This window comes from Blastococcus sp. SYSU D01042, from assembly GCF_054050515.1.
The window spans coordinates 105,529-129,962 of sequence record NZ_JBJGZM010000005.1; the positions used below are offsets into that span (position 1 = coordinate 105,529).

The 24,434-nt window shown below is 75.4% G+C and carries 23 protein-coding genes; 10 read left to right on the forward strand and 13 right to left on the reverse strand.

The window, feature by feature from the left end:
* The first annotated feature begins 134 nt into the window (after nucleotides 1–134).
* From ACI79H_RS11465 to ACI79H_RS11475, 3 genes are all read left to right on the forward strand, one after another.
* Nucleotides 135–1,187 (forward strand): substrate-binding domain-containing protein, encoded by a 1,053-nt coding sequence (locus tag ACI79H_RS11465; RefSeq protein WP_456554514.1) that lies wholly within the window; start codon nucleotides 135–137, stop codon nucleotides 1,185–1,187.
* A gap of 68 nt (nucleotides 1,188–1,255) precedes the next feature.
* Nucleotides 1,256–2,425: a Gfo/Idh/MocA family protein gene (locus ACI79H_RS11470; RefSeq protein WP_456554515.1), complete on the forward strand. Its 1,170-nt coding sequence runs from the start codon at nucleotides 1,256–1,258 to the stop codon at nucleotides 2,423–2,425.
* 2 nt (nucleotides 2,426–2,427) lie between these two features.
* Nucleotides 2,428–3,435, forward strand: coding sequence for a sugar phosphate isomerase/epimerase family protein (locus ACI79H_RS11475; RefSeq protein ID WP_456554516.1), 1,008 nt, complete (start codon nucleotides 2,428–2,430; stop codon nucleotides 3,433–3,435).
* Between the two features lie 78 nt (nucleotides 3,436–3,513).
* Here the strand turns inward: ACI79H_RS11475 and ACI79H_RS11480 are convergent, their stop codons facing one another.
* From ACI79H_RS11480 to ACI79H_RS11495, 4 genes are all read right to left on the reverse strand, one after another.
* Complete coding sequence (locus ACI79H_RS11480) at nucleotides 3,514–4,029, reverse strand: hypothetical protein (RefSeq protein ID WP_456554517.1); 516 nt, start codon at nucleotides 4,027–4,029, stop codon at nucleotides 3,514–3,516.
* A 101-nt stretch (nucleotides 4,030–4,130) separates the two neighbouring features.
* Nucleotides 4,131–4,472 carry a hypothetical protein gene (locus ACI79H_RS11485; protein WP_456554518.1) on the reverse strand — a complete coding sequence of 114 codons (342 nt, stop codon included), beginning with the start codon at nucleotides 4,470–4,472 and terminating at the stop codon, nucleotides 4,131–4,133.
* A gap of 61 nt (nucleotides 4,473–4,533) precedes the next feature.
* The gene (locus ACI79H_RS11490; RefSeq protein WP_456554519.1) at nucleotides 4,534–6,123 is read right to left on the reverse strand and encodes a DEAD/DEAH box helicase; all 1,590 of its coding nucleotides are present in this window, start codon (nucleotides 6,121–6,123) and stop codon (nucleotides 4,534–4,536) included.
* 242 nt (nucleotides 6,124–6,365) lie between these two features.
* Entirely contained in the window at nucleotides 6,366–7,355 is a 990-nt protein-coding gene (locus ACI79H_RS11495; RefSeq protein ID WP_456554520.1) for a GlxA family transcriptional regulator, read from the reverse strand.
* A 72-nt stretch (nucleotides 7,356–7,427) separates the two neighbouring features.
* Between ACI79H_RS11495 and ACI79H_RS11500 the strand changes: the two genes are divergently transcribed.
* Entirely contained in the window at nucleotides 7,428–8,747 is a 1,320-nt protein-coding gene (locus ACI79H_RS11500) for an MFS transporter (protein WP_456554521.1), read from the forward strand.
* Between the two features lie 2 nt (nucleotides 8,748–8,749).
* Here the strand turns inward: ACI79H_RS11500 and ACI79H_RS11505 are convergent, their stop codons facing one another.
* Nucleotides 8,750–9,586, reverse strand: coding sequence for a helix-turn-helix domain-containing protein (locus tag ACI79H_RS11505; protein ID WP_456554522.1), 837 nt, complete (start codon nucleotides 9,584–9,586; stop codon nucleotides 8,750–8,752).
* A gap of 38 nt (nucleotides 9,587–9,624) precedes the next feature.
* On the opposite strand from ACI79H_RS11505, the gene ACI79H_RS11510 reads away from it, so the two are divergent.
* Nucleotides 9,625–10,170: a maleylpyruvate isomerase family mycothiol-dependent enzyme gene (locus ACI79H_RS11510; RefSeq protein ID WP_456554523.1), complete on the forward strand. Its 546-nt coding sequence runs from the start codon at nucleotides 9,625–9,627 to the stop codon at nucleotides 10,168–10,170.
* 77 nt (nucleotides 10,171–10,247) lie between these two features.
* Here ACI79H_RS11510 and ACI79H_RS11515 read toward each other — a convergent pair whose 3' ends face one another.
* The 3 genes from ACI79H_RS11515 to ACI79H_RS11525 are packed head-to-tail and all read right to left on the reverse strand — an operon-like array spanning nucleotide 10,248 to nucleotide 13,887.
* Nucleotides 10,248–11,861, reverse strand: coding sequence for a GMC family oxidoreductase (locus ACI79H_RS11515; protein ID WP_456554524.1), 1,614 nt, complete (start codon nucleotides 11,859–11,861; stop codon nucleotides 10,248–10,250).
* Nucleotides 11,858–13,411: an aldehyde dehydrogenase family protein gene (locus ACI79H_RS11520; protein ID WP_456554525.1), complete on the reverse strand. Its 1,554-nt coding sequence runs from the start codon at nucleotides 13,409–13,411 to the stop codon at nucleotides 11,858–11,860. The genes ACI79H_RS11515 and ACI79H_RS11520 overlap by 4 nt, the downstream gene beginning before the upstream one ends.
* 44 nt (nucleotides 13,412–13,455) lie before the next feature.
* A complete protein-coding gene (locus ACI79H_RS11525) occupies nucleotides 13,456–13,887 on the reverse strand; it encodes an ATP-binding protein (protein ID WP_456554526.1) in 432 nt (143 codons plus the stop codon).
* Nucleotides 13,888–14,011: 124 nt separating this feature from the next.
* Here ACI79H_RS11525 and ACI79H_RS11530 point away from each other — a divergent pair, with 124 nt between their 5' ends.
* Nucleotides 14,012–16,987: a sacsin N-terminal ATP-binding-like domain-containing protein gene (locus tag ACI79H_RS11530; RefSeq protein WP_456554527.1), complete on the forward strand. Its 2,976-nt coding sequence runs from the start codon at nucleotides 14,012–14,014 to the stop codon at nucleotides 16,985–16,987.
* Nucleotides 16,988–16,992: 5 nt separating this feature from the next.
* On the opposite strand, the gene ACI79H_RS11535 is transcribed toward ACI79H_RS11530, so the two are convergent.
* The gene (locus ACI79H_RS11535) at nucleotides 16,993–17,361 is read right to left on the reverse strand and encodes a hypothetical protein (protein WP_456554528.1); all 369 of its coding nucleotides are present in this window, start codon (nucleotides 17,359–17,361) and stop codon (nucleotides 16,993–16,995) included.
* Between the two features lie 254 nt (nucleotides 17,362–17,615).
* Entirely contained in the window at nucleotides 17,616–17,939 is a 324-nt protein-coding gene (locus ACI79H_RS11540; RefSeq protein ID WP_456554529.1) for a hypothetical protein, read from the reverse strand.
* 166 nt (nucleotides 17,940–18,105) lie between these two features.
* Between ACI79H_RS11540 and ACI79H_RS11545 the strand changes: the two genes are divergently transcribed.
* The 3 genes from ACI79H_RS11545 to fabG all read left to right on the forward strand — a co-directional run bounded on the left by ACI79H_RS11545 (nucleotide 18,106) and on the right by fabG (nucleotide 20,635).
* Nucleotides 18,106–18,483 carry an STAS domain-containing protein gene (locus tag ACI79H_RS11545; protein ID WP_456554530.1) on the forward strand — a complete coding sequence of 126 codons (378 nt, stop codon included), beginning with the start codon at nucleotides 18,106–18,108 and terminating at the stop codon, nucleotides 18,481–18,483.
* 156 nt (nucleotides 18,484–18,639) lie between these two features.
* On the forward strand, nucleotides 18,640–19,857 hold the full coding sequence (locus ACI79H_RS11550) for an acetyl-CoA C-acetyltransferase (protein WP_456554531.1): 1,218 nt from the start codon (nucleotides 18,640–18,642) through the stop codon (nucleotides 19,855–19,857).
* Nucleotides 19,858–19,885: 28 nt separating this feature from the next.
* Nucleotides 19,886–20,635: a 3-oxoacyl-ACP reductase FabG gene (gene fabG, locus ACI79H_RS11555; RefSeq protein ID WP_456554532.1), complete on the forward strand. Its 750-nt coding sequence runs from the start codon at nucleotides 19,886–19,888 to the stop codon at nucleotides 20,633–20,635.
* A 9-nt stretch (nucleotides 20,636–20,644) separates the two neighbouring features.
* On the opposite strand, the gene ACI79H_RS11560 is transcribed toward fabG, so the two are convergent.
* The 3 genes from ACI79H_RS11560 to ACI79H_RS11570 are packed head-to-tail and all read right to left on the reverse strand — an operon-like array spanning nucleotide 20,645 to nucleotide 23,681.
* A complete protein-coding gene (locus ACI79H_RS11560; protein ID WP_456554533.1) occupies nucleotides 20,645–22,000 on the reverse strand; it encodes a DUF2254 domain-containing protein in 1,356 nt (451 codons plus the stop codon).
* Nucleotides 21,997–22,788, reverse strand: coding sequence for a DUF1206 domain-containing protein (locus ACI79H_RS11565; protein WP_456554534.1), 792 nt, complete (start codon nucleotides 22,786–22,788; stop codon nucleotides 21,997–21,999). The genes ACI79H_RS11560 and ACI79H_RS11565 overlap by 4 nt, the downstream gene beginning before the upstream one ends.
* Nucleotides 22,789–22,844: 56 nt before the next feature.
* Nucleotides 22,845–23,681, reverse strand: a complete 837-nt coding sequence (locus ACI79H_RS11570) for a DUF1206 domain-containing protein (RefSeq protein ID WP_456554535.1) — start codon at nucleotides 23,679–23,681, stop codon at nucleotides 22,845–22,847.
* A gap of 99 nt (nucleotides 23,682–23,780) precedes the next feature.
* Here ACI79H_RS11570 and ACI79H_RS11575 point away from each other — a divergent pair, with 99 nt between their 5' ends.
* The gene (locus ACI79H_RS11575; RefSeq protein WP_456554536.1) at nucleotides 23,781–24,419 is read left to right on the forward strand and encodes a hypothetical protein; all 639 of its coding nucleotides are present in this window, start codon (nucleotides 23,781–23,783) and stop codon (nucleotides 24,417–24,419) included.
* Nucleotides 24,420–24,434 lie beyond the last annotated feature (15 nt).

Here is a 24,434-nt window from a genome sequence, read left to right on the forward strand (position 1 = left end):
GACCTCTCACCGCCGCGCCCCGGTCGGCACCACCCCGGCGGGCTCCCGCCCGCCGGACAGCACCACCAGCCCTACCCAGAGCCCGACGACCTGGCGGTCCAGCCAGGGAGACGAACACCCCTGAGGAGATCCCCATGTCTGCAGCGAGGCAGCGTCCCTTCCGCCGGATGACCTACACCGCGGTCGCGCTGATGAGCGCCGGTGCCCTGGTCGCCGGTTGCACCAGCAACGAGCCGGAGAGCTCGGGTGACGGTGGTGGCGCCAACGCCGCCAGCGACAACGACGAAGAGGGCGACAACGTCGTCATCGGGTTCTCGGCCCCCGCGGCCGACCACGGCTGGATGGCCGGCATCACCGAGGCCGCCCGTCAGGTCGACGAGGAGTACGACGACGTCGAGCTGCGCGTCGCCGAGGGCACCAACGACGTCGGCACCCAGATCAGCCAGGTCGAGACGTTCATCAACGACGGCGTCGACGCCATCGTGCTGCTCCCCTTCGACGGCGACGCCCTCACCCCCGTGGCGCTCGAGGCGATGGAGGCCGGCATCCCGGTCATCAACGTCGACCGCGAGTTCAACAGCCCCTTCGCGGCCCGCGCCACGATCCTCGGCGACAACTACGGCATGGGCGTCTCGGCCGGCACCTACATCTGCGAGGAGCTGGGCGACCAGCCCGACGCCGTCATCGCCGAGATCGCCGGCATCGACTCGCTGCCCCTGACCCAGGACCGCAGCCAGGGCTTCGCCGACGCGCTGGCCGACTGCGGGCTCGAGGTGAGCAACCGCGTCGCGGCCGAGTTCACCGTCGAGTCCGGTGAGGCCGAGGCGGCCAACCTGCTCCAGGCCGCTCCGCAGATCGACGCCATCTGGAACCACGACGACGACCAGGGCGTCGGCGTCCTGGCCGCCATCGAGAACGCCGGCCGCGACGAGTTCTTCATGGTCGGCGGCGCCGGCTCGGCGAACGCGATGCGCGCCATCGAGTCGGGCGACTCCGTCCTCCAGGCGACCGTCATCTACCCGCACACCCAGGCGGCCGACGGCGTCCGGCTGGCCCGCCTGATCGCGCAGGGCAAGGGCATCTCCGACCTGAACTCCCAGGGCGTGCCGCGCGAGATCGTCCTCAACGCGCCGGTGGTCACCGCCGACAACGTCGACGAGTTCCTCGACGCCGCGTTCGAGTCCTGATCGACTGATCCGGAGCCGCCGGGCGGGTGCCCACCCGCCCGGCGGCTCCGCTCCACCCAGGAGCCTCCATGACACGCACGCTCGGCGTCGGCCTCATCGGCTACGCCTTCATGGGCGCGGCCCACTCCCAGGCGTGGCGCACCGCCCCCCACTTCTTCGACCTCCCGCTCCGCCCCGAGCTGACCGTGCTCGCCGGGCGCAACCAGGCCGCCGTCACCGAGGCCGCCGCCAAGCTGGGCTGGTCGAGCACCGAGACCGACTGGCGCCGGGTGCTCGAGCGCGACGACGTCGACCTGGTCGACGTCTGCACCCCCGGTGACACGCACGCCGAGATCGCGATCGCCGCGCTCGAGGCGGGCAAGCACGTGCTCTGCGAGAAGCCGCTGGCCAACACGGTGGCCGAGGCCGAGGCCATGGCCGACGCCGCAGCCAAGGCCGCGGCCCGCGGCGTCCGGTCGATGGTCGGCTTCACCTACCGCCGGGTGCCGGCCATCGGCCTGGCCCGTCAGCTGGTCGCCGAGGGACGGCTCGGGGACATCCGCCACGTGCGGGCCCAGTACCTGCAGGACTGGATCGCCGACCCCTCCGCCCCCATGTCCTGGCGGCTGGACAAGCAGAAGGCCGGCTCCGGCGCGCTGGGCGACATCGGCGCGCACATCGTCGACCTCACCCAGCACATCACCGGCCAGCGGCTCACCGGCGTCAGCGCGCTGCTGGAGACCTTCGTCAAGGAGCGGCCGCTGCCGGCGGCCGCCGGCTCGCTCTCCGGGGTCGCGGGGGAGGGGACCGGCACCGTCACCGTCGACGACGCCGCGGTGTTCCTCGGCCGCTTCTCCGGTGGTGCGCTGGCCAGCTTCGAGGCGACCCGCTTCGCCCTCGGCCGGAAGAACGCCATCCGGATCGAGATCAACGGCTCGCGGGGCAGCCTGGCGTTCGACTTCGAGGACATGAACGTCCTGCACTTCTTCGACGGCGACGAGCCGGACGAGACCGCAGGCTTCCGTCGCATCGTCGTCACCGAGCCCGGCCACCCCTACGTCGGCGCCTGGTGGCCGGCCGGGCACGGGCTGGGCTACGAGCACGGTTTCACCCACCAGGTCGTCGACCTGGTGACCGCCCTCGCGGCGGACGAGGACCCCACGCCGTCCTTCGCCGACGGGCTGCAGGTGCAGCGGGTGCTCGACGCCGTCGAGCGCAGCGCCGCCGCCGGCTCCGCCTTCACCGACATCGAGGAGTAGCGATGCCCCGTCCCGTCACGCTGTTCACCGGCCAGTGGGCCGACCTGCCGTTCGAGGAGGTCGCCCGGCTCGCCTCCGAGTGGGGCTACGACGGCCTGGAGATCGCCTGCTGGGGCGACCACCTCGACGTCGAGCGCGCCGCCGACGACGACTCCTACGTGCAGGAGAAGCTCGACCTGCTGAAGCGGTACGACCTGCAGGTCTTCGCGATCTCCAACCACCTCAACGGCCAGGCCGTCTGCGACGACCCGATCGACGAGCGGCACCGCGGCATGGTGCACCCGCGCGTCTGGGGCGACGGCGATCCCGAGGGCGTCCGTCAGCGGGCGGCCGAGGAGATGAAGCTGACCGCCCGCGCGGCGGCGAAGCTGGGCGTGAAGACCGTCGTCGGCTTCACCGGGTCGAAGATCTGGAAGACGGTGGCGATGTTCCCGCCGGTGCCCGACTCGATGATCGAGGACGGCTACCGCGACTTCGCCGACCGCTGGAACCCGATCCTCGACGTCTTCGACGAGGTCGGCGTCCGGTTCGCGCACGAGGTGCACCCGTCCGAGATCGCCTACGACTACTGGACGACGGTGCGCACGATGGAGGCCATCGGCCACCGGGAGGCCTTCGGGCTGAACTGGGACCCGTCGCACTTCGTCTGGCAGGACCTGGACCCGGTCTCGTTCATCTGGGACTTCAAGGACCGGATCTACCACGTCGACTGCAAGGACGCGAAGAAGCAGGTGGGCAACGGCCGCAACGGCCGGATGGGCTCGCACCTGCCGTGGGCCGACCCGCGGCGCGGCTGGGACTTCGTCTCCACCGGGCACGGCGACGTCCCGTGGGAGGCCTGCTTCCGGATGCTCAACACGATCGGCTACGACGGGCCGATCTCGGTGGAGTGGGAGGACGCCGGCATGGACCGCCTGGTCGGTGCCCCCGAGGCGCTGGAGTTCGTGCGCCGGCTGGCGTTCGACCCGCCGGCCGCGGCGTTCGACGCCGCCTTCTCCAGCGGCAACTGAGCACCTGACGAGATCGCCGATCTCGCGCGCTGCCGGGCCCCGGAGCGTGCGAGATCGGCGATCTCGTCGTCGGTGGGGTCAGGCGGCCTTCGCCTGGCGGCGGGCGTCGCGGGCGGCGACCCTGGCCTGCTTCTTCGCCAGCTTCGTCGCCTTCTTCACCGTCACCCGGGGACGGCGCTCGATGAGCCCGCGGGTCATCAGACCGATGCCGATGCCGACCAGCCAGCTGTCCTTGGCGATGGCCAGCCCCTGCTCGGTGGGCGCCAGGCTGCCGGGCTTCCGCATGCCCGGCGTCTTCAGGTAGAGCCCGAGCAGGCCCCCGGAGAAGCCGGTCAGGAGCGCCCCGGCGGTGAACGTGGGCACGAACGGGGTCAGCAGCGCGGCGCCGATGGCGATCTCCGCCGTCGACAGGCCCTGGATGAACTGCTGCGGCGGCACCTGCTTGAGGAACGGGTAGGTCCCGGCCGCGAAGCCGTGCATGCCGGCCGCGGTCTCCTCGTCGGCTCCGCGCTTGGAGAGCCCGCTGTTGAGGATGAAGGCCCCGGCGCTGATGCGGGGCGCGATCTCGGACAGGGTGATGGGCAGCTTCAGCATGGTGGTCCTCGCGGCGTTCCGGCGGGGCGCGGCCTGTGCTCGGCCACGCGGGGTCGGCGGAACCTGTGCCCACCGCCGCGCAGGTCAACCGTGCGCGGGGCTCAGGCGGTGAGCCGGCCGGCCAGCTCCGCGGCGTCCGGGGTGCTGATCAGCACGGTGTCGTAGCGCTGCCCGGTGAGCCGCAGCCGGAGCGCCGGCTGGTGGCGGCGGACCGACACGTAGCTCTTCTCGCCGCGGGCCCGCCAGGTCCCGATCGCCCGCACGCCGGGGAGGCCCAGTCCCGGGGCGCGCAGGCCGCGCAGCGCTCCGAGCCCCGAGGGCACCGCCTCGGCCGCGGTGATCGCCGAGCGCGGCACCTCCAGGTCGCGGAGCAGGCCGAAGAACTTCTCGGTGCGGCTCAGGGAGATGCGGACGGTGCCGGGGGTCGTGTCGATCGTCGCCATCGCCGTCCATCCTGCCCGGCGGGCACACCCGGGCCGGAGCCCGGGTGCGCCGGTGCGCGGGTCAGCGGCCGCCGCGGCGGGAGCGGGCGCTGAACGAGGCGGCCGACGACGTGCCGGCGCGGGCGGCGAGCTCGGCGCGGGTGCGGGCCGGGCCCGAGGTCCGGCCGGAGCCGCCCGCACCCCCGCGACCACCCGAGGCGGCCGGCTTGGCCGCGGCGGTCCCGGTGCCCGACCCGCCGCGACGACGACGCCCACCACCGGAGCCCTGCGGCTGCGGCTCCGGGACCGGAGCGGGCTCGACGTGGGGCGCCGGCGGGCCGGCGAGCTCGGCGATCTGCTCGGCCCCGGGGCGGATCTGGCTGACGATCGGCGAGATGCCCGCCTGGCGGGTCAGCGTGCGGACCTCGCCCACCATGTCGGGGGTGGTGATGGTGACGACCGTGCCGCCGGCGCCGGCGCGGGCGGTGCGGCCCGAGCGGTGCAGGTAGGCCTTGTGCTCGGTCGGCGGGTCGACGTGCACGACCAGCGCGACGTCGTCGACGTGGATGCCGCGGGCGGCGATGTCGGTCGCGCACATGACCCGGCTGGTGCCGTTGCTGAACGCCTCGAGGTTGCGCTCGCGGGCGTTCTGGCTGAGGTTGCCGTGCAGGTCGACCGCCGGGATGCCCGAGGCGGTGAGCTGCTTGGCCAGCTTCTTGGCCTGGTGCTTGGTGCGGGTGAAAAGCACGCTGCGGCCCAGGCCCGAGGCGAGCTGGCGGACGACCTCCGCCTTGTCGGCGGTCTGCACGTGGAAGACGTGGTGGGTCATGGTGCTGACCGGGGCGACGGCCGGGTCGACCGAGTGGGTCACCGGGTTGCTGAGGTAGCGCTTGACCAGCACGTCGACGCCGTTGTCCAGCGTCGCGGAGAACAGCAGCCGCTGGCCGGCCTTCGGCGTGCGGTCCATGAGCCGCTTGACGCCGGGCAGGAAGCCCAGGTCGGCCATGTGGTCGGCCTCGTCGAGGATGGTGATCTCGACGGCGCCCAGGTCGCAGTGGCCCTGGCCGATGAGGTCCTCGAGCCGGCCGGGGCAGGCGATGACGACGTCGACACCCTGGGCCAGCGCCTGGACCTGCGGGTTCTGGCCGACGCCGCCGAAGATCGTGGTGGTGCGCATGCCGAGCGCGCGGGCCAGCGGCTCGACGACGGCGGCGACCTGGTTGGCCAGCTCGCGGGTCGGGACCAGGACCAGCGAGCGCGGGCGCTTGGGGAGCCGCTTGCTGTCCGACGCGGCGAGGCGCGCGACCAGCGGGATGGAGAAGGCCAGGGTCTTGCCCGAGCCGGTACGCCCCCGGCCGAGGACGTCGCGGCCGCCGAGGCTGTCCGGCAGCGTCGCCACCTGGATCGGGAACGGCGCGGTGATGCCGCTGCCGGTGAGCACCTCGACCATCGGCGCGGGGACGCCGAGGGCCTCGAAGGTCGTGTCGGTCGGCAGCACGGTGGCGTCCGCGCCCACGGGGACGACGACCGGGGCCGGCGCGGCGGGAGCCGGGGTGGGGCGGGCCTGCTGCTCGCCGGCCGGGCGGGAGCCCCGGCCGCGACCGCCACGACGACGGCGGGCGCCGCCGTCCGAGGAGGGAGCTGCAGGGGTGTTGCTGGTGGGGGAGGTCAATGGGTTCCTTCGACGCTCGAGTGGCTGCACGAGCACCTCGGCGCGGGCGAGCACCGGCACGGCTGCACAGGGCAGGGCCGGATCGCATCGTCGGCGAGACGTCGGTCAGCCGGGCGCACCGAGGTGGCGCTGCCGCAGCCCGACGTCGATTCCTTGCGCTCCGGATGAGCGGGGGCGGCGCCGGTATCCAGTACTCAACCAGAGACACCGGCCGTCTGGTCCCATCCCGGGGGAGGGACAGGTCACATCGGGTGAGCCGCCGTGGGGTGGCCGCGGAAGGTCCGCCGGTAGCTCGCCGGTGACACGCCGATCGCCGCGCGCAGGTGCGCGCGCAGTGACGCCGGGGTGCCGAAGCCCGCGTCGAGCGCCACCCGGTCGATCGTCGCGTCGGTCGCCTCCAGCAGCTGCCGCGCCAGCTGCACCCGCTGCGCGGCCAGCCAGCGCTGCGGCGACAGGCCGGTCTCCTCGCGGAATCGGCGGGTGAAGGTGCGCACGCTCATCCGGGCGTGCTCCGCCAGGTCGGCGAGGGCGAGCGGCTCGCCCAGCCGGGACAGCGCCCACTCGCGGGTGGCCGCGGTGCCGGCGTCCCCGTTCTCGGGGACCGGCCGGTCGACGAACTGCGACTGCCCGCCCTCCCGCCAGGGGGCGACGACGTTCCGGCGGGCGACGCGGCCGGCGACCTCGCTGCCGTGGTCGCGGCGTACCAGGTGCAGCAGCAGGTCGATGCCGGCGGCGACCCCGGCGGAGGTGAGCACGTCGCCGTCGTCGACGAAGAGCACGTCGGGGTCCAGCCGGACGGCGGGGAAGGTGCGGCGGAAGGCCTCGGCGTCGCGCCAGTGGGTGGCGGCGGGCCGGCCGTCGAGGAGGCCCGCGGCCGCGAGCACCGAGGAGCCGGTGCAGATCGACACCATGCGGGCGCGCACGGCGGCCTGCTGCAGCGCGTCGCGGAGCTCGGGCGGGATGACGCCGTCCTGCACGACCGGGCCGCCCATGATGCCCGGCACCACGACCGTGTCCGCCGTCGCCAGGACCGAGCCGTCGTGGTCGGGGAGCACCGAGAAGCCGTCCGCCGTCCGCACCGGCCCGCCGTCGAGGGTGGCGATGCGGACGTCGTAGAGCGGCGAGCCGTCGTCGGCTTCCGCCAGCCCGAGCAGCCGGTAGGGCAGGCCGAGCTCGAAGCCGACGACGCGGTCGACGGCGATGACCGCGACCACGTGCGGGCGGGTGGCCATGGCCGGATCCTTGCACATGTTGGCCTTCGGGCCACTCGTCGTGCCGTCCTGGGTTGGGCAGGATCTGCGGCTGTGACCGTGCTCCCCGCCCCCGCAGCCACCCGGCGGATCCACCCCGCCTGGTGGGTGGCCGCGGTGACCTTCCTGGCGCTGGTCGGTGCGGCGGCCTTCCGCGCCGTGCCCGGCGTGCTCATCGACCCGCTGCGCGACGAGTTCGGCTGGTCGGTCTCGACCATCTCCGCGGCGGTCGCGGTCAACATGGCGCTCTACGGCCTCACCGCGCCGTTCGCGGCGGCGCTCATGGAGCGCTTCGGCATCCGGCGCGTGGTGATGGCCGCGCTGCTGGTGGTCGCCGTCGGCAGCGGGCTGACCGTGTTCATGACGGCCAGCTGGCAGCTGGTGCTGCTGTGGGGCGTGCTCGTCGGGCTGGGCACCGGGTCGATGGCGCTCTCGCTGGTCGCGACGGTGACCAACCGCTGGTTCGTGGCCCGCCGCGGCCTGGTCTCGGGCATCCTCACCGCCGGGGGAGCGGCCGGGCAGCTGGTGTTCCTCCCGCTGGTCGCCTGGATCGACGGCGAGCACGGGTGGCGCGCCGCCTCGCTCGGCACGACCGCCGCAGCGCTCGCCGTCCTCCCGCTGGTGGCCTGGTTGCTCCGGGACCGCCCAAGGGACGCCGGCGTCGCCCCCTACGGCGGGACGGCGGCCGACGACGTCGACCCGGTCCGCGCGGGTGCGGCCCGGTCGGCGCTGCAGGGGCTGGCGCTGGCGGCGCGGGCCCGGCCGTTCTGGCTGCTGGCCGGCGGCTTCTTCATCTGCGGGATGTCGACCAACGGACTGGTGCAGCCGCACTTCATCCCGGCCGCGCACGACCACGGCATGCCGGTGACGACCGCGGCGTCGCTGCTCGCCGTCGTCGGCATCTTCGACATCGCCGGCACCGTGCTGTCGGGCTGGCTGACCGACCGCGTCGACCCGCGGGTGCTGCTCCTGGCCTACTACGGGCTGCGCGGGTTCTCGCTGTTCCTGCTGCCGCCGCTGTTCGGGCCCGAGCCGCAGCTGACCATGGTCGTGTTCATCGTCTTCTACGGCCTGGACTGGGTGGCGACCGTGCCGCCCACGCTGGCGCTGTGCCGCGAGCACTTCGGCGAGCGTGCGCCGGTGGTGTTCGGGTGGGTGTTCGCCGCGCACCAGCTCGGCTCGGCGGTGGCGGCGTTCGGCGGGGGCGTGATCCGCGACGTCACCGGCTCCTACGACCTGGCCTGGTTCCTCGCCGGCGCGCTGTGCATGGCGGCCGCGGTCATGTCGGTCTCGATCCGTCGCGACCTGCCTCCACGGGAGACCGCCCTCCCCACCGGACCCGCCGAGGCCGCCGCCGCCCAGGCCCACGGCTAGCGTCAGGGCGGAGGGGCGTGGAGGGCGGCGAACGCGCTCGGCGTCATGCCGGTGACGGCGGAGAAGTCGCGGCTGAAGTGCGCCTGGTCGGCGTACCCGAGGACGGCGGCCACCTCCGCCAACGACGTGCCGTGGGCGCGCAGCCGCTCGGCCGCCTCCTGCAGACGACGGCGCTGGATCAGCCACTTCGGCGTGAGCCCGATCCGCCGGTGCACCAGCCGCTGCAGCGCCCGCTCGGAGATCCCGAACTCGTCGCAGACCTGCGCCACCCGGGTCACGTCGCTGCGCGACTCGACGAAGGCGACCAGCCGGTTGACCAGCTCGCCGTCGGCGTCGACGGGGAGGACGGGCCGCAGCGCGTCCCCGAAGGCGGCCACCGCCTCGGCGTGGGCGGCCGGATCGGCCGGGTCGTCGCGCATCGCCGTCCGAACCCGCTCGGTCAGCCGCGTGCCCGCGTCGCCGAGCACGTCGGGCAGGTCGACGGCGCGGTCGGTGAACTCGGCCATGGGCCGGCCGGTCAGCAGGTACCCGGCCGAGGGCGCGCAGGCGACGCCCACCGCCCAGCCGTCGCCGGACAGCGTCGTCGTCGACAGGCCGGCGACGACGCCGTAGAAGCGGGCGTAGTCCTGCGCGACGACGACCAGCGCGTTCGGGTACTGCAGCACCTTCTGCGGTGCCTCCTGCCCGGGCGGCACCGACCACACCGGGATCCAGAACCACTGCAGCAGCCCGGCGAACTCGGCCGGTGCCTCGTAGCGGTGCATGCGGTGCGAGGCGTCGCGCGGGTCCTTGAGGTGGGCTCGCGCGATCGACTCGAGGCGGTCGCTGTCGGGTTTCATCAAGACGCAGCCTGCCCCAGCCCGGCAGGGTGGGCGCCATGAACGAGACCGCGTCGTCCTACGAGACCGCCGACCGCCCGCTGACCGCCGTCCTCGAGGCGCTGCCCGCCGGCGCGTGGGGTGAGCCGTCGCCGTGCGAGGGCTGGTCGGCCGCCGACGTCGTCGCGCACCTGGTCGAGACCCAGCGCGACTTCCTCGGCCAGCGCGGCATCGATCTCGGGACGGCGCCGGACGTGGCGGCCGATCCCGCCGCGGCCTGGCGCGACCACGCGAAGCGCGTCCGGGAGGCGCTGACCGACGACGTCGTCGCCACGCCGTACGAGGGCTTCTTCGGACCGAGCACCGTCGGTGCGACGTTCGAGCAGTTCTACGTGTGGGACATGGTCGTGCACCGCTGGGACGTCGCCCGCACCGCCGGCCTGGACGGCACGCTCGGCGAGGCCGAGCTCGACCGCATCGAGCGGGGCATCGAGAGCTTCGGGCCGGCGCTGTACATGGAGGGCATCTGCCGCGACGGCATCGAGCCGCCCGCCGATGCCGACCGCGCGACCCGCCTGCTCGCCCGCCTGGGCCGCCGCGCCTGACCCGAGCCCGCCCTCTGCACCGAAGGTCCGCTTCTCCGCGGAGAGGCAGGCCGCCTTTCCGCGGAGAAGCAGGGACGTCAGCGGGCGGCGGCGAGCTCCGGGTCGACGCTGCGGCCGGAGATCAGGTCGGCCGCCCGCTCGGCGATCATGATCGTCGGAGCGTTCGTGTTGCCGCGCACCAGCGTCGGCATGACCGAGGCGTCGACCACCCGCAGGCCCTCGATGCCGTGCACCCGCAGCGTGGGGTCGACCACCGCCAGGTCGTCGGTGCCCATCCGGCACGACGACACCGGGTGGTACAGCGACTCCAGCGTCTCGCGCACCTTCGCCCGCAGCGCGTCGCGCCCCTGAGCACCGGCGCCCGGCGACCACTCGCCGGCCAGCACGTCGGCCAGCGGCCCGACCGAGGCGATCTCCCGGGCCTTCTCCACGCCGCACACCAGCGCGTCGAGGTCCCGCTCGTCGGTCAGGTAGCCGGCGTCGATCGACGGCGCCCACGTCGGGTCCGCCGAGCGCAGCCGCACCGAGCCGCGCGAGTGCACGTCCACCAGCACCGCCGCGGCGGTGAACGCGTCGACGTCCGGGTCGACCTCGGCCTGCTTCCAGAACTTCACCGGCAGGAAGTGGAACTGCAGGTCCGGCTCGGCCAGCTCCGGCGTCGAGCGGGTGAACAGCCCGGCCTCGGCGAGGTTGGAGGTCAGCGGCCCGCGGCGCGCGCCGAACCACTGCGCGTAGCCCGACGGCGACTCCGCCCGGAACAGCGAGGCGCCCGAGCGGACGTCGAAGACCACCGGCACCAGCGGGTGGTCCTGCAGCCCGGCGCCGACACCGGGCAGGTCGTGGACGACGTCGACGCCGACCTCCCGCAGGTGGTCGGCCGGGCCGATGCCCGAGAGCATCAGCAGCTGCGGTGAGTTGACCGCGCCGCCGGAGAGCACGACCTCCGCCGCCCGGGCGGTGTGCAGTGACCCGTTGCGGCGGTACTCGACGCCGGTGGCGCGCCCACCGGAGACCAGCACCCTGGTGGCCAGCGCGCCGGTGAGCACGGTCAGGTTCGGCCGGTCGGCGGCCGGGTGCAGGTAGGCGTCGGCGGCCGACCAGCGGCGTCCGCGCCTCTGCGTGACCTGGTACTGCCCGACGCCCTCCTGCGTGGCGCCGTTGAAGTCGTCGTTGCGCGGGTAGCCGGCCGCGACCGCCGACTCGACGACGGCCGTCGTCCACGGGTGCGGCGAGCGCAGGTCCTCGACCCGCAGCGGACCGCCCACCCCGTGCCACTCGTCGGCGCCGCGGGCGTTGTCCTCCATGCGCCGGAACAGCGGCAGCACGTGCTCGTAGGACCAGGCCTCGTCGCCGGTCAGCCGCGCCCACTCGTCGTAGTCGGCGCGGGCGCCGCGGATGTAGATCATCGCGTTGATCGACGACGAGCCGCCGAGCACCTTGCCGCGCGGCCAGAACAGCCGCCGCCCACCCAGGCCGGGCTGCTCGTCGGTGGCGTAGTTCCAGTCCCGCCGGGTGCGCCAGACCTTGTAGAGCGCGGCCGGGATCTGGACCTCGAGCACCCTGTCCGAGCCGCCGGCCTCCAGCAGCAGCACCTGCAGCGACGGGTCCTCGCTCAGCCGACCGGCGAGCGCGGCGCCGGCCGACCCCGCCCCGACGACGACGACGTCGTACCCGGGCGCCGCAACCGTCACCGGTGCCGTCCGTGCACCATGCCGATGACGCGGGCGAGCTGGTCGGCGGCGTTGGCCGGCCGGCGGAAGCTCATGACGTTCGTGGGCAGGGCGAACCGCTGCCGGGTGATCGCCTTGGCGCGGGTGAACTCCTTGAGCCCGTCCTCGCCGTGGATCCGGCCGAAGCCGGAGTCGCCGACGCCGCCGAAGGGCAGGGCCGGCACGGAGGCGAAGGTGAGCACCGAGTTGATCGACGTCATGCCGCTGCGCATCCGGCGGGCCAGGTCCAGCGCCTTCGCCCTCGACCCGGAGAAGACCGAGCCGGCCAGGCCGTAGCTCGTGTCGTTGGTCAGCCGCAGCGCCTCCTCGGCGTCGCGCACCTTCGTGATGGTGAGCGTCGGGCCGAAGGTCTCCTCGCGGATCGCCGACGAGGACTCCGGCACGTCGAGCAGCACGGTCGGCGCGACGTAGCCCTCGCCCGGGAAGGCGTCCTCGTCGGGCCCGCCGGTGATCACCCGCGCGCCCGCCGAGGCGGCGTCCCGCACGTGCCGGCGGACGACGTCGATCTGCCCGGGCATCGTCATCGGGCCGTAGGTGGCCTCGTCGTCGGCACCCGGCCGCAGCGAGCGCACCTGGGCGGTCACCTCGTCGACGAACCGGTCGTAGACGGCGGCGGTGGCGTACACCCGCTCGACGCCGATGCAGGTCTGGCCGGCATTGCTCATGGCGCCCCAGACGGCGGCGTCGGCCGCGGCGACCACGTCGGCGTCGTCGTCGACGATCATCGCGTCCTTGCCGCCGAGCTCCATGAGCACCGGGGTGAGGGTCTCGGCGCAGGTGGCCATGACCTTCTTCCCGGTCGGTGCGGAGCCGGTGAAGGCGATCTTGCCGACGCCGGCCCGGCACAGCGCGGCACCGGCCTCGCCGAAGCCGGTGACCACCTGGAAGGCGTCCGCGGCATCCGGGACGGCGGCCCGCCAGGCGGCGGCCAGCCACGCGCCGACGGCGGGGGTGTGCTCGGAGGGCTTGAAGACGACGGCGTTGCCGGCGGCCAGGGCGTAGGCGATCGAGCCCATCGGCGTGAACACCGGGTAGTTCCACGGTCCGATCACGCCGACGACGCCCAGCGGCTGGTACTCCAGGTACGCGGCGTGGTTGGCGGCGAGCAGCCCGGACCGCACGCGGCGGGGGCCGAGCGCCTTGCGGGCGTGGCCGGCGGCCCAGGCCAGGTGGTCGATGGCCAGGCTGATCTCGAGGATCGCGTCGCCGTGGGGCTTGCCGTTCTCGCGGTGCACCAGGTCGGCCAGCTCGTGCAGCCGGCGGGCCAGGTAGCCGCGGTAGGCGTCGAGCCGCCGCTTGCGCCCGTCGAAGCCGAGTGCGGCCCAGGTCTCCGCCGCGGCGCGGGCCGAGGCGACGGTCTCGGCGACGGCGTCCGCGTCGTGCACGGGGAACACCCCGACCACCGCGCCGGTGGCGGGAGCGGTGGACTCGAACGTGTCCGCGGTGGCGTGGCGGTCGACGCTGCCGGCCGAGGAGCCGGTGACCGCGTCCATCTCTTCGGCGAGCGACATGCGACGCAGGTTACCGGCGGGTCACTTCGAGGGGGAGGCGGCGGTCACACCGCGGCGACGACGGCCCACGCCGTCTTCGAGCCGCGGCCGATCGTGGTCCAGCCGTGCCGCACGGAGAGGTCGGCCACGAGGTAGAGACCGAAGCCGCCCTTGCCCGGGTCCCGGCCCTGCGCGGGGGTGGGCGGGATCTCGGCGGCGGCGTCGCTGACCGCGATCAGCCACTCGTCGCCGGACCGGCTGAGTGCGGCCGCGACCGGGGCGCCGCCGTGCCGCAGCGCGTTGGACGCCAGCTCGTCGGCGATCAGCACCAGGCGCTCGGACCAGTGGTCCTGGTCGGGGCGCTGCACCGTGGCGCTCCCGGTCAGGGTCGAGCGCAGCCGGGAGCGCAGCGACGCGAGCTCCGCGAGCGAGGTCAGGTCCTGGCACCAGAGCTCGGCGAAGCCGTGCGGCAGGCGCGCGCTCTCCCAGAGGGTCACCGGCACCGCCTTCCCCGCTCGCCGCGACCGCGTGCCCGGCCGACACGCACCCCCTGCCCGCGGCTCCGCGCGGTCAACCGCGCACTCACCCGGAGGAGTCGCCCGGACCCTAGGGTCGTGCTCCATGGGGAGCCCGCCGGTCGCCGATCCCTTCGGCGCCGGAGAGCTGCGCCGCCGGGTCCTCGCCGCGTGGACGGAGTCCCCGGCGCGCTTCCGCGAGGACGCCAACGCGGAGGAGGACCTGGTCCGCGGCGGCTACCGCGACCGGTTGCTGGTCGAGCTGGCGCAGAACGCGGCGGACGCCGCGCAGCGGTCGGGGGAGCCCGGCCGGCTGCTGCTCGAGCTCGGCGGCGGCCGGGACCCGGTGCTGCGGGCCGCCAACACGGGTGCGCCGCTGGACGCCGCCGGGGTGGAGGGGCTCGCGACGCTGCGGGCGTCGGCGAAGCGCGGGGACCCCGGCAGCGTCGGGCGCTTCGGCGTCGGCTTCGCCGCGGTGCTCGCCGTCACCGACGAGCCGGCCGTCCACTCCACCACGGGCGGCGTCCGGTTCAGCGCCGCGCGGACCCGGACGGCGGTGGCCGCGGTGCCGGACCTGGCGGCCGAGCTGGCCGCCCGCGACGGCGCGGTCCCCGTGCTGCGGCTGCCCGAGCCGGCCGACGGCGCGCCACCGGAGGGCTTCGCCACCGAGGTGGTGCTCCCGCTGCGCGCGGGCGCCCGCGACCGCGTCGCCGCGGCGCTCGCCGCCCTGGACGCCGAGCTGCTGCTCGCGCTGCCGGGCCTCCGGGAGATCGAGGTGGTCGTCGACGGGACGCACCGGGTGCTCAGCCGCGACGGCGCGCCGCCGCTGGTCCGGCTCGCCGACGGCGACGTCGTCCGGAGGTGGAAGGTCACCACCGCGTCCGGCGAGCTCCCGGCCGACCTGCTCGGCCGGCTGCGGGTGGAGGAGCGGGACCGGCGGGGCTGGTCGCTCACCTGGGCGGTGCCGGTCGACGACGACGGCGTGCCGCAGCCGCTGCCCGGCCGCCAGGTCGTGCACGCCCCCACCCCGAGCGACGAGCCGCTGGGCCTCCCCGTGCGGCTGATCGCACCCTTCCCGCTCGGACCGGACCGGCGGCACGTGCTCCCCGGCCCGGTCACCGACGCCCTGGTGGCGGCCGCCGCGGAGGCATTCGCCGGCTGGCTCGCCGCGCTGCCGGCCGACCCGGCGCTGCTCGCCCTCGTACCGCGCCCGGCCCTGGCCGGGGCGGAGCTGGACGCCGCCGTCTGCGCCGCCGTGCTCGACCGGCTGCGCGGCACCGCCTGGCTGCCGGCGGCGGGGGAGGACGGGCGGGTGGCACCGCTGCGGGCCGCGGTGCTCGACGACGCGTCGGAGCAGCGGGTCGCCGCCTTCACCGGGGCGCTGCCCGGCCTCCTCCCGGCGGGCTGGTCGCGTCGCTCGGACGGGGCGGCCCTCGCCGCGCTGGGCGTGCGGCGGATCGGGGTCGCGGAGGCGGTGGAGGCGGTGCGCGGGGTGGACCGGCCGTCGTCCTGGTGGGCGCGTCTCTACGCGGCCCTGGACGGCGCCGACCGGGAGGAGCTCGGCGCCCTGCCGGTGCCGCTGGCCGACGGGCGGACCGCGCACGGGCCCGCCGCGGTGCTGCTTCCCGAGGAGGGGGTGCCCGCGGCCCGGCTGGCTCCGCTGGGCCTGCGGCTGGCCGACCCGGAGGCGGTGGCGCCGCCGGCCGCCCGGCGGCTGCTGGAGCGGCTCGGCGCGCGGCCGGCCACCGCGGCCGCCGTGCTGGCCGACCCGGCGGTGCGCGCCGCGGTCGAGCGGTCGCTGGAGACGGCGGACGACGTCGGCGGGCCGGACCCCGGTGAGCTCGCCGACGCCGTGCTCGCCCTGGTCGCGGCCGCCGGGCCCGCGGCCGACGACGCGCCCTGGCTGGCCGAGCTCGCGCTCCCGGATGCCGACGGCGGGTGGGCGCCCGCGGGGGAGCTGCTGCTCCCGGGCTCGCCGCTGGCCGCCGTCCTGGAGCCGGGGGCGCTCGGCGTGCTGGACCCCGGGTTCGCCGAGGACGCGGAGGCGCTGCGCCGGATCGGGGTCCTCGGCACGTTCGCGCTCGTGCGGGCCGAGGACCCGCTCGACCTGGACGTGGACGGCGTGGAGGACTGGGCGGACGCCGTGCTGGAGCGGGTGCCGCCGGACGCGCCGTCGCCCACGTGGCCGGTGCTGACCGCCGTCCGCGACCTCGAGCTCGTGGCCGACTGGCCCGGCGCGCTGCGGCTGCTCGCCGAGCTGCCGTCGGCGGCGTGGGCCGACGTGGACCTCGCCGGCAGCACGGTGCCGGGCTACCTGCGCTGGTGGCTGTCCACCCACCCGGTGCTCGACGGACGGCGGCCCGATCGCCTGCGGCACCCCGGAGCAGCGCAGTTACAGGGACTGTACGAATCGGCGGACGCTGACCCTGCGCTGCTTGAGCTGCTGCGCCCGCCCGCGACGCTCGACGACGTGCTCACCGACGTGGACGGCGCGATCGACCTGCTGCACCGCCTCGGTGACCCGTCGCGGACGGTCCGGCCGGGCCTGCTGCGCACGGTCCACGCCCGGCTGGCGCAAGCGCTCGACGGGATCGACGTCGCCCCTCCGGACCGCGTCCGGGTGGCGCCGGACCGCGTCACGGCCGACGCCGTCGTCCTGGACGCGCCGTGGTTGCAGCCACTGGTGCGAGCCGACGTCGTCCCGGCCGGTGGTGCGCCGGGTGCGGTGGCCGACCTGCTGGACCTGCCGCTGGCGTCCGAGGTGGTGGCCGGGCAGCCCGGCCCGCCCCGCGGTCGGGTGCGGCCGTGGGCGGAGGTGCCCGGGGCGGAGCTGGCGGCGTCCCGGCTCGGCCTCGACCAGCTGACCGGCCAGGTCGCGGTCGACCGCGGGCTCGCCGTCGAGGGAACCCGCGTGCGGTGGTGGCCGGGGGAGCCGGACCGGGTGGACGGGACCCCGGAGGCGCTCGGTCGCGCCCTGGCCTGGCGGGCGGGGCGGTGGGAGCTGCGCCAGGCGCTGGCCGAGGCATTCGCGCATCCCGAGCGAGCCCTCGACCTGGTGGCCGAGGACTCGCTCGAGCGCTGAGCCCCTCACTGCCCCCAGCGGGGGATGGCGGCCGCCCCGGGCGCGTGCCCGTGCGTGGAGGGCCGACCACCGCGCCCGGCCCGCGGTGCGCCCGGACGGGGCGCCCTCGAGGTGCGGGTCCAGCAGTCGAACAGCGAGCGCCACTGGGCACCCGTCAGGGCCGTCGGGCGGGTGGTCGGCGGCAGGCCCTCGTGCCGGAGCCACTGCACCCCGGCGGTGCCGGGCAGCTGCGCGCGCAGCACCGCACCCAGCGGTGCCGACGGCGAGGCGAGCACGGCGTGGGCGAGCCGGTCGAACGCGGTCGCGTCGGACTCGGGCAGGGCGGCCCGGGCGTCGGCCGCCGGGCCCTCGGGAAGGGGATGGGGACGTGACACGGGGTACCTCCGGGAGGCAGGTGCGGACGTCCGCGGGCAGCACGAGGGCGGCCGACGGACGGGGGAGACGGGAGGAGGCGGGGCCCGGACGGAGGTCGGGGCGCCGCGGCCGGGCCGGCGGTGGGCCGGGGCCGACGACGAGCGCGAGAGGCTCGGGGGAGGGCTCGGGAGCCCTCGGCGTCAGGAGGTGCGCAGCCGCACGTTGATCCGCATGGGCCGGACCCTACGGAGGGGTCGCGGTGCCGTCGAGCGGATTAGGCGCCGTCCTCGGGACGGCCGGCCCGACGGGCCTGGTGGGCCTCCCAGCGCACGCGGTCCCGCTCCCGCGCCCCCGCGCCGCGCTCCCACTTCTCCTTGCGCCGGCGGGCCCGCTCGAGCTCCCGCTCCTCGAAGCTGGAGTGCTGGTCCCAGTCGCGGGAGAGCACGACGATGACCAGCCCGGTGAGCAGCAGGACGGCCACGGCGACGGCGATGACGACGTCGAGGACCACGAAGCCGCCGAGGGCCAGCGCCACCGTGACGGCCGCCCCGGCGACGAGTGCGGGGCTCCACCGTCCGCGCGGCGCTTCTGCAGTCACCGGTCCAGTATCCGCCCCGCGCTCCGCGGCGCCGCGGGCCGCCCGGGGGGGCCTTGCCAGGAGGCAGCGCACGTCCGTACGGTGGGGGCGGCGGTTCAACCACAAGCCGTTCCCGGGGTTCTGTCCCTGCTCCGGGTACCGGTACCAACCGCCCGAGAGGCATCCCATGGCCGCATCCTTCGCGGACCCCACCGCCTCCGACCTCGCCCGCATCGACGTCGTCGCGCACGGCTCGTCGGTCCGCCTGGTCGTCACCGGTGAGATCGACTCCTCCACCGCCCCCGCGCTCGGCCGCAGCGTCGAGGGCGTCCTGGCCGACCCGCCCGGCTCGCTGACCGTCGACCTGTGCGGCGTCTCCTTCCTGGACTCCGCCGGGCTCTCCGTCCTCGCCACCGCCCACCGGCTGGCCCGTGAGGACGGCGTGGCGCTGCGCGTGCTGGCGGCCTCCCGCGCCGTCGTCCGGCCACTCCAGATCACCGGCCTGTGGCAGCTGCTCGGCGCCGAGCAGGTCACGCCCGGCGCCGACGTCGAGGGCGTCGCCTGACGTCCCTCCGCCGGCGATCGCTCCTGCGGTAGCGCCGTCGCGCCGGCCGCGTGGGAGGGTGCGTGCACGCCCGGCTGTGCCGCCGGGCACACTGCGTCCGACGTGCGCCGGCCGGTCCAGGGGCCGTGCACGCGGACCCACCCCAGGAGGAACCCCGTGCGAGATGCGGTCATCTGCGAGCCCCTGCGCACCCCGGTCGGCGGGTTCGGCGGCTCGCTGCGCGACGTCCCGGTGCAGGAACTCGCGGCCACGGTGATCCGCGCGCTCCTCGACCGCACGGGCATCCCGCCCGAGTCGGTCGAGGACGTCCTGCTCGGCAACTGCTACCCGACCATGGACGCCCCGGCGATCGGCCGCGTCGCCGCGCTGAACGCGGGCCTGCCCGTCACCGCGTCCGGTCTGCAGATCGACCGGCGCTGCGGCTCGGGGCTGCAGGCCGTCGTCAACGCCGCGATGCAGGTGCAGTCCGGCGCCTCCGACCTGGTGCTCGCCGGCGGTGCGGAGTCGATGAGCAACGCGCCGTTCTACTCCACCGCCATGCGGTGGGGGGTCAGGGCCGGCACCGGCGTCCTCCTCGAGGACGGGCTGGTCCGCGGGCGGGTCACCGCCGGCGGCACGAACTTCCCCGTCCCCGGCGGGATGATCGAGACCGCGGAGAACCTGCGCGCCGAGTACCGGATCGGTCGCGAGGAGCAGGACGAGTACTCGGTGCGCAGCCACCAGCGGGCCGCCGCGGCCGTGGAGTCCGGGCGCTTCGCCGACGAGATCGTCCCGGTCACCGTGAAGGGCCGGAAGGGCGACACCGTCGTCGACCGCGACGAGCACATCCGGCCGGACGCCGACGTCGAGACGCTCGGGAAGCTGCGCCCGATCATGGGCCGGCAGGACGAGGACGCCACCGTCACCGCCGGCAACGCCAGCGGCCAGAACGACGGCGCCGCGGTCGCGATCGTCACGACCCCGGAGAAGGCCGCCGAGCTGGGGCTGCGCCCGCTCGCGAAGCTGGTCTCCTGGAGCGTCGCAGGCGTGCCGCCGAGGACCATGGGCATCGGCCCGGTGCCCGCCACGGCCAAGGCGCTGGCGGTCGCCGGTCTGAGCCTCGCCGAGATCGACCTGATCGAGCTGAACGAGGCGTTCGCCAGCCAGGTCCTCGCGGTCGCGCGCGAGTGGGAGTTCACCGAGAAGGACTGGGAGCGGACGAACGTCAACGGCTCCGGCATCTCGCTGGGCCACCCGGTCGGCGCGACCGGCGGCCGCATCCTCGCCACGCTGCTGCGCGAGATGGACCGGCGCGAGGCCCGCTACGGCCTGGAGACGATGTGCATCGGCGGCGGGCAGGGTCTGGCCGCGGTGTTCGAGCGCGTGGCCGCCTGAGCGCGGACCCGGGAAGAGGAGAGAACGGATGAGCAAGGTCGCGATCGTCACCGGCGCCGCGCGAGGCATCGGCGCCGCCACCGCGGTGCGCCTGGCGCAGGACGGCTTCGCCGTCGCGGTGCTGGACCTGAAGGCCGACGACTGCGGCGACACGGTCGCCGCCATCGAGTCCGCCGGCGGCAAGGCGCTGGCCGTCGGCGCCGACGTCAGCGACGCCGAGCAGGTGCAGGCCGCCGTCGACCGCGTCGCCGCGGAGCTCGGCCCGCCGGTCGTGCTGGTCAACAACGCCGGCGTCACCCGCGACAACCTGCTGTTCAAGATGAGCGACGCCGACTGGGACGTCGTCATGAACGTGCACCTGCGCGGCTCGTTCCTCATGACCCGGGCCGCCCAGAAGCACATGATCGAGGCGAAGTGGGGCCGGATCGTGAACCTGTCGAGCGTCTCGGCGCTGGGCAACCGCGGTCAGGCCAACTACGCGACGGCGAAGGCGGGCCTGCAGGGCTTCACCAAGACCCTCGCCATCGAGCTGGGCAAGTTCGGCGTCACCGCGAACGCGATCGCCCCGGGGTTCATCCAGACCGAGATGACGAAGGCGACCGCGGAGCGGATCGGCGAGGAGTGGGAGGGCTACGTCGCCAAGCGCGCCGCGGCCATCCCGGTCGCGCGCGCCGGTGTGCCCGAGGACATCGCGCACACCGTCTCCTTCTTCGTCAGCGAGGGTGCCGGCTTCATCTCCGGCCAGGTCATCTACGTCGCCGGCGGCCCGCGCAACTAGCGCAGGCGGTCAGGGGCGGGGCCAGTCGCGCGCCAGGGCGCGGTCGACGGTCCCGCCCCGGCGCTGCACGTCCTCGAGGGTCCAGCCGGCGGGCGGGCGCTCCTGGTACTGCGCGACCAGCAGGTCCCGCTCGCGGCGGACGGCGTCGGCCTGAGCGGGTGAGCGCGCGTGCCAGGCCGCCTCGGTGAGCAGGCCGAACAAGCGGTCGGCCACGGTCGGATCCGTGCCGCCGCAGGACCTGGGCTGGGTGACGGACTGGCTCAGCAGCGCGGGGAAGTCCCACGAGGGCACGAGCAGCCGCACCGCGCCGCCGTCGTCGGCCAGCCGCCGGTGCCAGGTCGTGCGCGCAGCGGCCGCGCCCAGCAGGTCGGACACGTGGGAGAGCGCGTGCACGGCCGTCGTCGGGTCGTTGATGCCGGGGGAGAGCGCCCGCGCCGCGATGTCCACCAGCTTGCGCAGCCCGTAGCTGGGGTCACCGCGGTCGGCCCGCTCGTGACCGAGGACGAGATGGTGGGCGAGGGCGTCCTCCAGGGTCTCGGTCGGCGGCTCCTGCCCGGGGGTGTCACCCCAGACCCAGGCCACCGGGACGCCGGCGAGCACGGGTTCCCCGGGGCGGGGGATGAGCCGCAGCACGGCGCCGGCGCCGACCGCCGCGGCGACCAGCGGGCCCTCGGTCACCTGCACCAGGAACCCGCTCCGACGCGCGCACACCGGGCGGGCGTGCGCGGGCACCGGCGGCAGCTCGGTGTCGGGCTGCCCGTCGTCGGCCTGTTCGGCGGTCAGCCGGCGCAGCGTCGCGCCGGCCTCCTTGTGAACGTCGCGCAGCATGGTCTCCACGCGCAGCTGCCGGCTCTGGTGGCTGAGGAACGCGACGAGCGACCCGACCGAGACCAGGGTCAGGAGCAGCGCGACGGTCACCGAGAGCCGCGGGACGAACGCGGTGTCCTCGGAATCGTCCGCCGAGCGCACGCTGCGCAGCACGACGAGGGCGAAGACGAAGGTGCCCAGCAGGATGCCGAGGCAGCTCTGCACGACCCGGTCGCGCACGAAGGTCTGCAGGAGCCGCGGTGAGTACTGGCTGCTGGCCAGCTGCAGCGTGACGATCGTGAGCGAGAACAGCAGCGTGGTCACCGAGATGAGCGAGGAGGCGATCGCGGACAGCACGGTGCGCGCCGCCGAGGGGCCGCCGCCGAAGACGAAGGACAGGGGTTCGCCGGGCCCCTCCTGCAGGTGCCGGTCCAGTTCCGGCAGAGCCAGCGCCAGGCCGATCGCGAGCAGCACGGCCGCGGCCGGAACGGGCCACAGCGCACCACCCAGCGCCCGGCGGAGGGTGTGCAGCCGACCGCCCCGCGCGGTGGTGCTCACGACGACGGGTCCCGGTCGGGGTAGCGGGCACGGGCGAGGGCGTAGACCCCGAACGCGGCGAACCCGACCGCCACCCCGGCCAGCAGCCAGGGTCCGGCGCCGACCCCGGCGATCGCGGTCATCGCGCCGTCCAGGCCCGTCGCGTCGGTGATGTCGCCCGACGTGCCCGCGCGCCACAGCAGGACCCCGACCAGCCCGAACGCGATGCCCTTCGCGACGTACCCGACCCGGCCCAGGCCCTCGATGAGCGGCTCCCAGCGGTCGGGGGCGGCGGGCAGGTCGACGTCCTTCATGAAGCCGCCGGTGACGCCGCGCGCCAGCGTGTACAGGCCGACGGCCACCACCCCTGCCGCGACCAGGCACACCGCCGCCGCGCCGCCCGGGATCTCCAGCGCCTCGTCGGTGAGCTCGGGCAGCCGCTCGTCGGCCTCGTACTCCAGGCCCAGGGCGAACAGCAGCGCGGTGACGCCGAAGAACGCGTAGACGCCGCCCTTGGCCAGGCACTTGGCGCAGACGATCGCGCTGCGCCGGCGGTGCGTCGGGTCGAGCAGCCCGCGCCACCAGAGCAGCACCTCGGCGGCCTGCCACACCCCCAGGCACAGCAGACCGAGCCCGATGACCCACAGCAGGGTGCGGCCACCCGGGCCCGAACCGACGGTCTGCAGCGCTCCGGTCTGGTCGGCGTCGGCACCGCGCAGCCCGAGCGCCATGCGTGCGGCCAGGAGGGCGATCAGCAGGTGCATCGCCCCGTAGGCGACGAGGCCGACGCGGGCCAGGTGGGTGAGCACCGGGTGGTCGGTGACCTCGCGGGCCCGCTCCAGGACCGCCCGTACCCGGGTCCCGTTCAGGTGCGCTCGGGGTAGCGCGCGCGGACGAACAGGTAGGCGCCGAACGCGGCGATGCCCAGCGCCACCAGCGTCAGCAGGAACTGGCCGAACGGCGCCTCGAGGATGGTCCGCAGGGCGCCGTCCAGACCGCTGGCGTCGGCCGGGTCGAAGGTGACGGCGGCGTGCACGAACAGCCCGCCGACCACGCCCAGCGCGATGCCCTTGCCGGGGTAGCCGACCTGCCCCAGCCGGGTCACCAGCCGCGTGGCCGGGGCCGGCGCCTGCGCGAGGTCGATCTCCTTGAGGAAGTGCTTCGTGACGCCCTTCCAGACGTGGTAGACCCCCACGCCGAGCAGGACCAGCCCGGCGGCACCGACCAGCCAGCGCCCGCCCGGCCAGCCGAAGACGCCGGTGGCGGTCTGCTGCTGCTGCTGGGAGCTGGAGCCGCCGCTGCCGGTGGCGAAGCGGATCGCCAGCACCGCGAGCGCGGCGTAGACGACCGCCTTGGCCAGCGCCTTGACCGACTTCTTGACCGCGGTGGAGCGCCGGTCGCCCGACGCCGACCAGCCCGAGCGCCAGCGCAGGACCTCGAGGGCCTGCCAGACGGCCAGGGCGATCATGCCGATCGCGATGATCCACAGCAGCGGCTTGCCGACCGGGGACTCCGCGAGCGTGGCCATCGCGCCGGACTGGTCGGCGGACTCGCTGCTGGAGCCCCACGCCAGCTGGAGCGCCAGCCAGGCCACGAGCAGGTGGACGACCCCGTAGGAGACCAGGCCGACGCGGGCCAGGTGCTCGAGGCCGTCGCCGTCGGCGCTGCCGAGCACGCCACCGGTGGACCGCTGTCCGCTCATGGGGACTCCGTTCGAGGAGGGAAGATCAACGCCTCAGCGTGGCACGCGGACGGCGCCGGTGCCTGCTGTCGCGCCGTTCGGGTGGGGGACACTGGAGCCGTGACCGCCGCCGGAACCGTCCTGACCGCGCAGCCGACCCCCGAGGTCGCCCGACGCGCGTGGCCCCAGTGGCTCGCGCTGGGCGCCGCGATGCTCGTCGTGGCCGGGGTGTCGATCGCCTGGTCCGCCGGCGGCGCCCGGCTGCTGCTCGGTGCGCTGGGGCTCTTCCTCGCCGTCCGCGGCGCGGTGCTGCTGCGCACGGCCGCGGGCCTGGACGGCGAGCTGGCCGGCCGCGCGCGGACCCTCGGCCCGGTCGCCGCGGTCACGGGTGCCGCCGGGGTCGTGGTGGCGCTGCTCCCGGGCGAGGCGGCCGCCCGCGTGCTGCTCGTCGCGGTGCCGCTGGTGCTGCTCGCCGGCGCGCTGGCGCTGCTCGCCGGCACCGCCCGCCGGGCCGGCCAGGCGCTCGGGCTCCTCGCGGTGCTGGTCACCGGCCCGCTGGTCGCCACCGGCGTCGCGCAGGACTGGAGCCGGGCCGCCGACGCCGCCACCGTGGTCGCGGCCGCCCTGGTCGCCGTCCTCGCCGTGCCGGTGCTGGTGAGCGCGGTCAACCTGCGCACCGTCGCCGCTCGGCCCGCGCCCGCCCCGGTCGGCGGCGGCTGCGGTGGCTGCGCCTGCGGCGCCGGCGGCTGCGGGGCCTGAGCTCCCCGCTCCGTG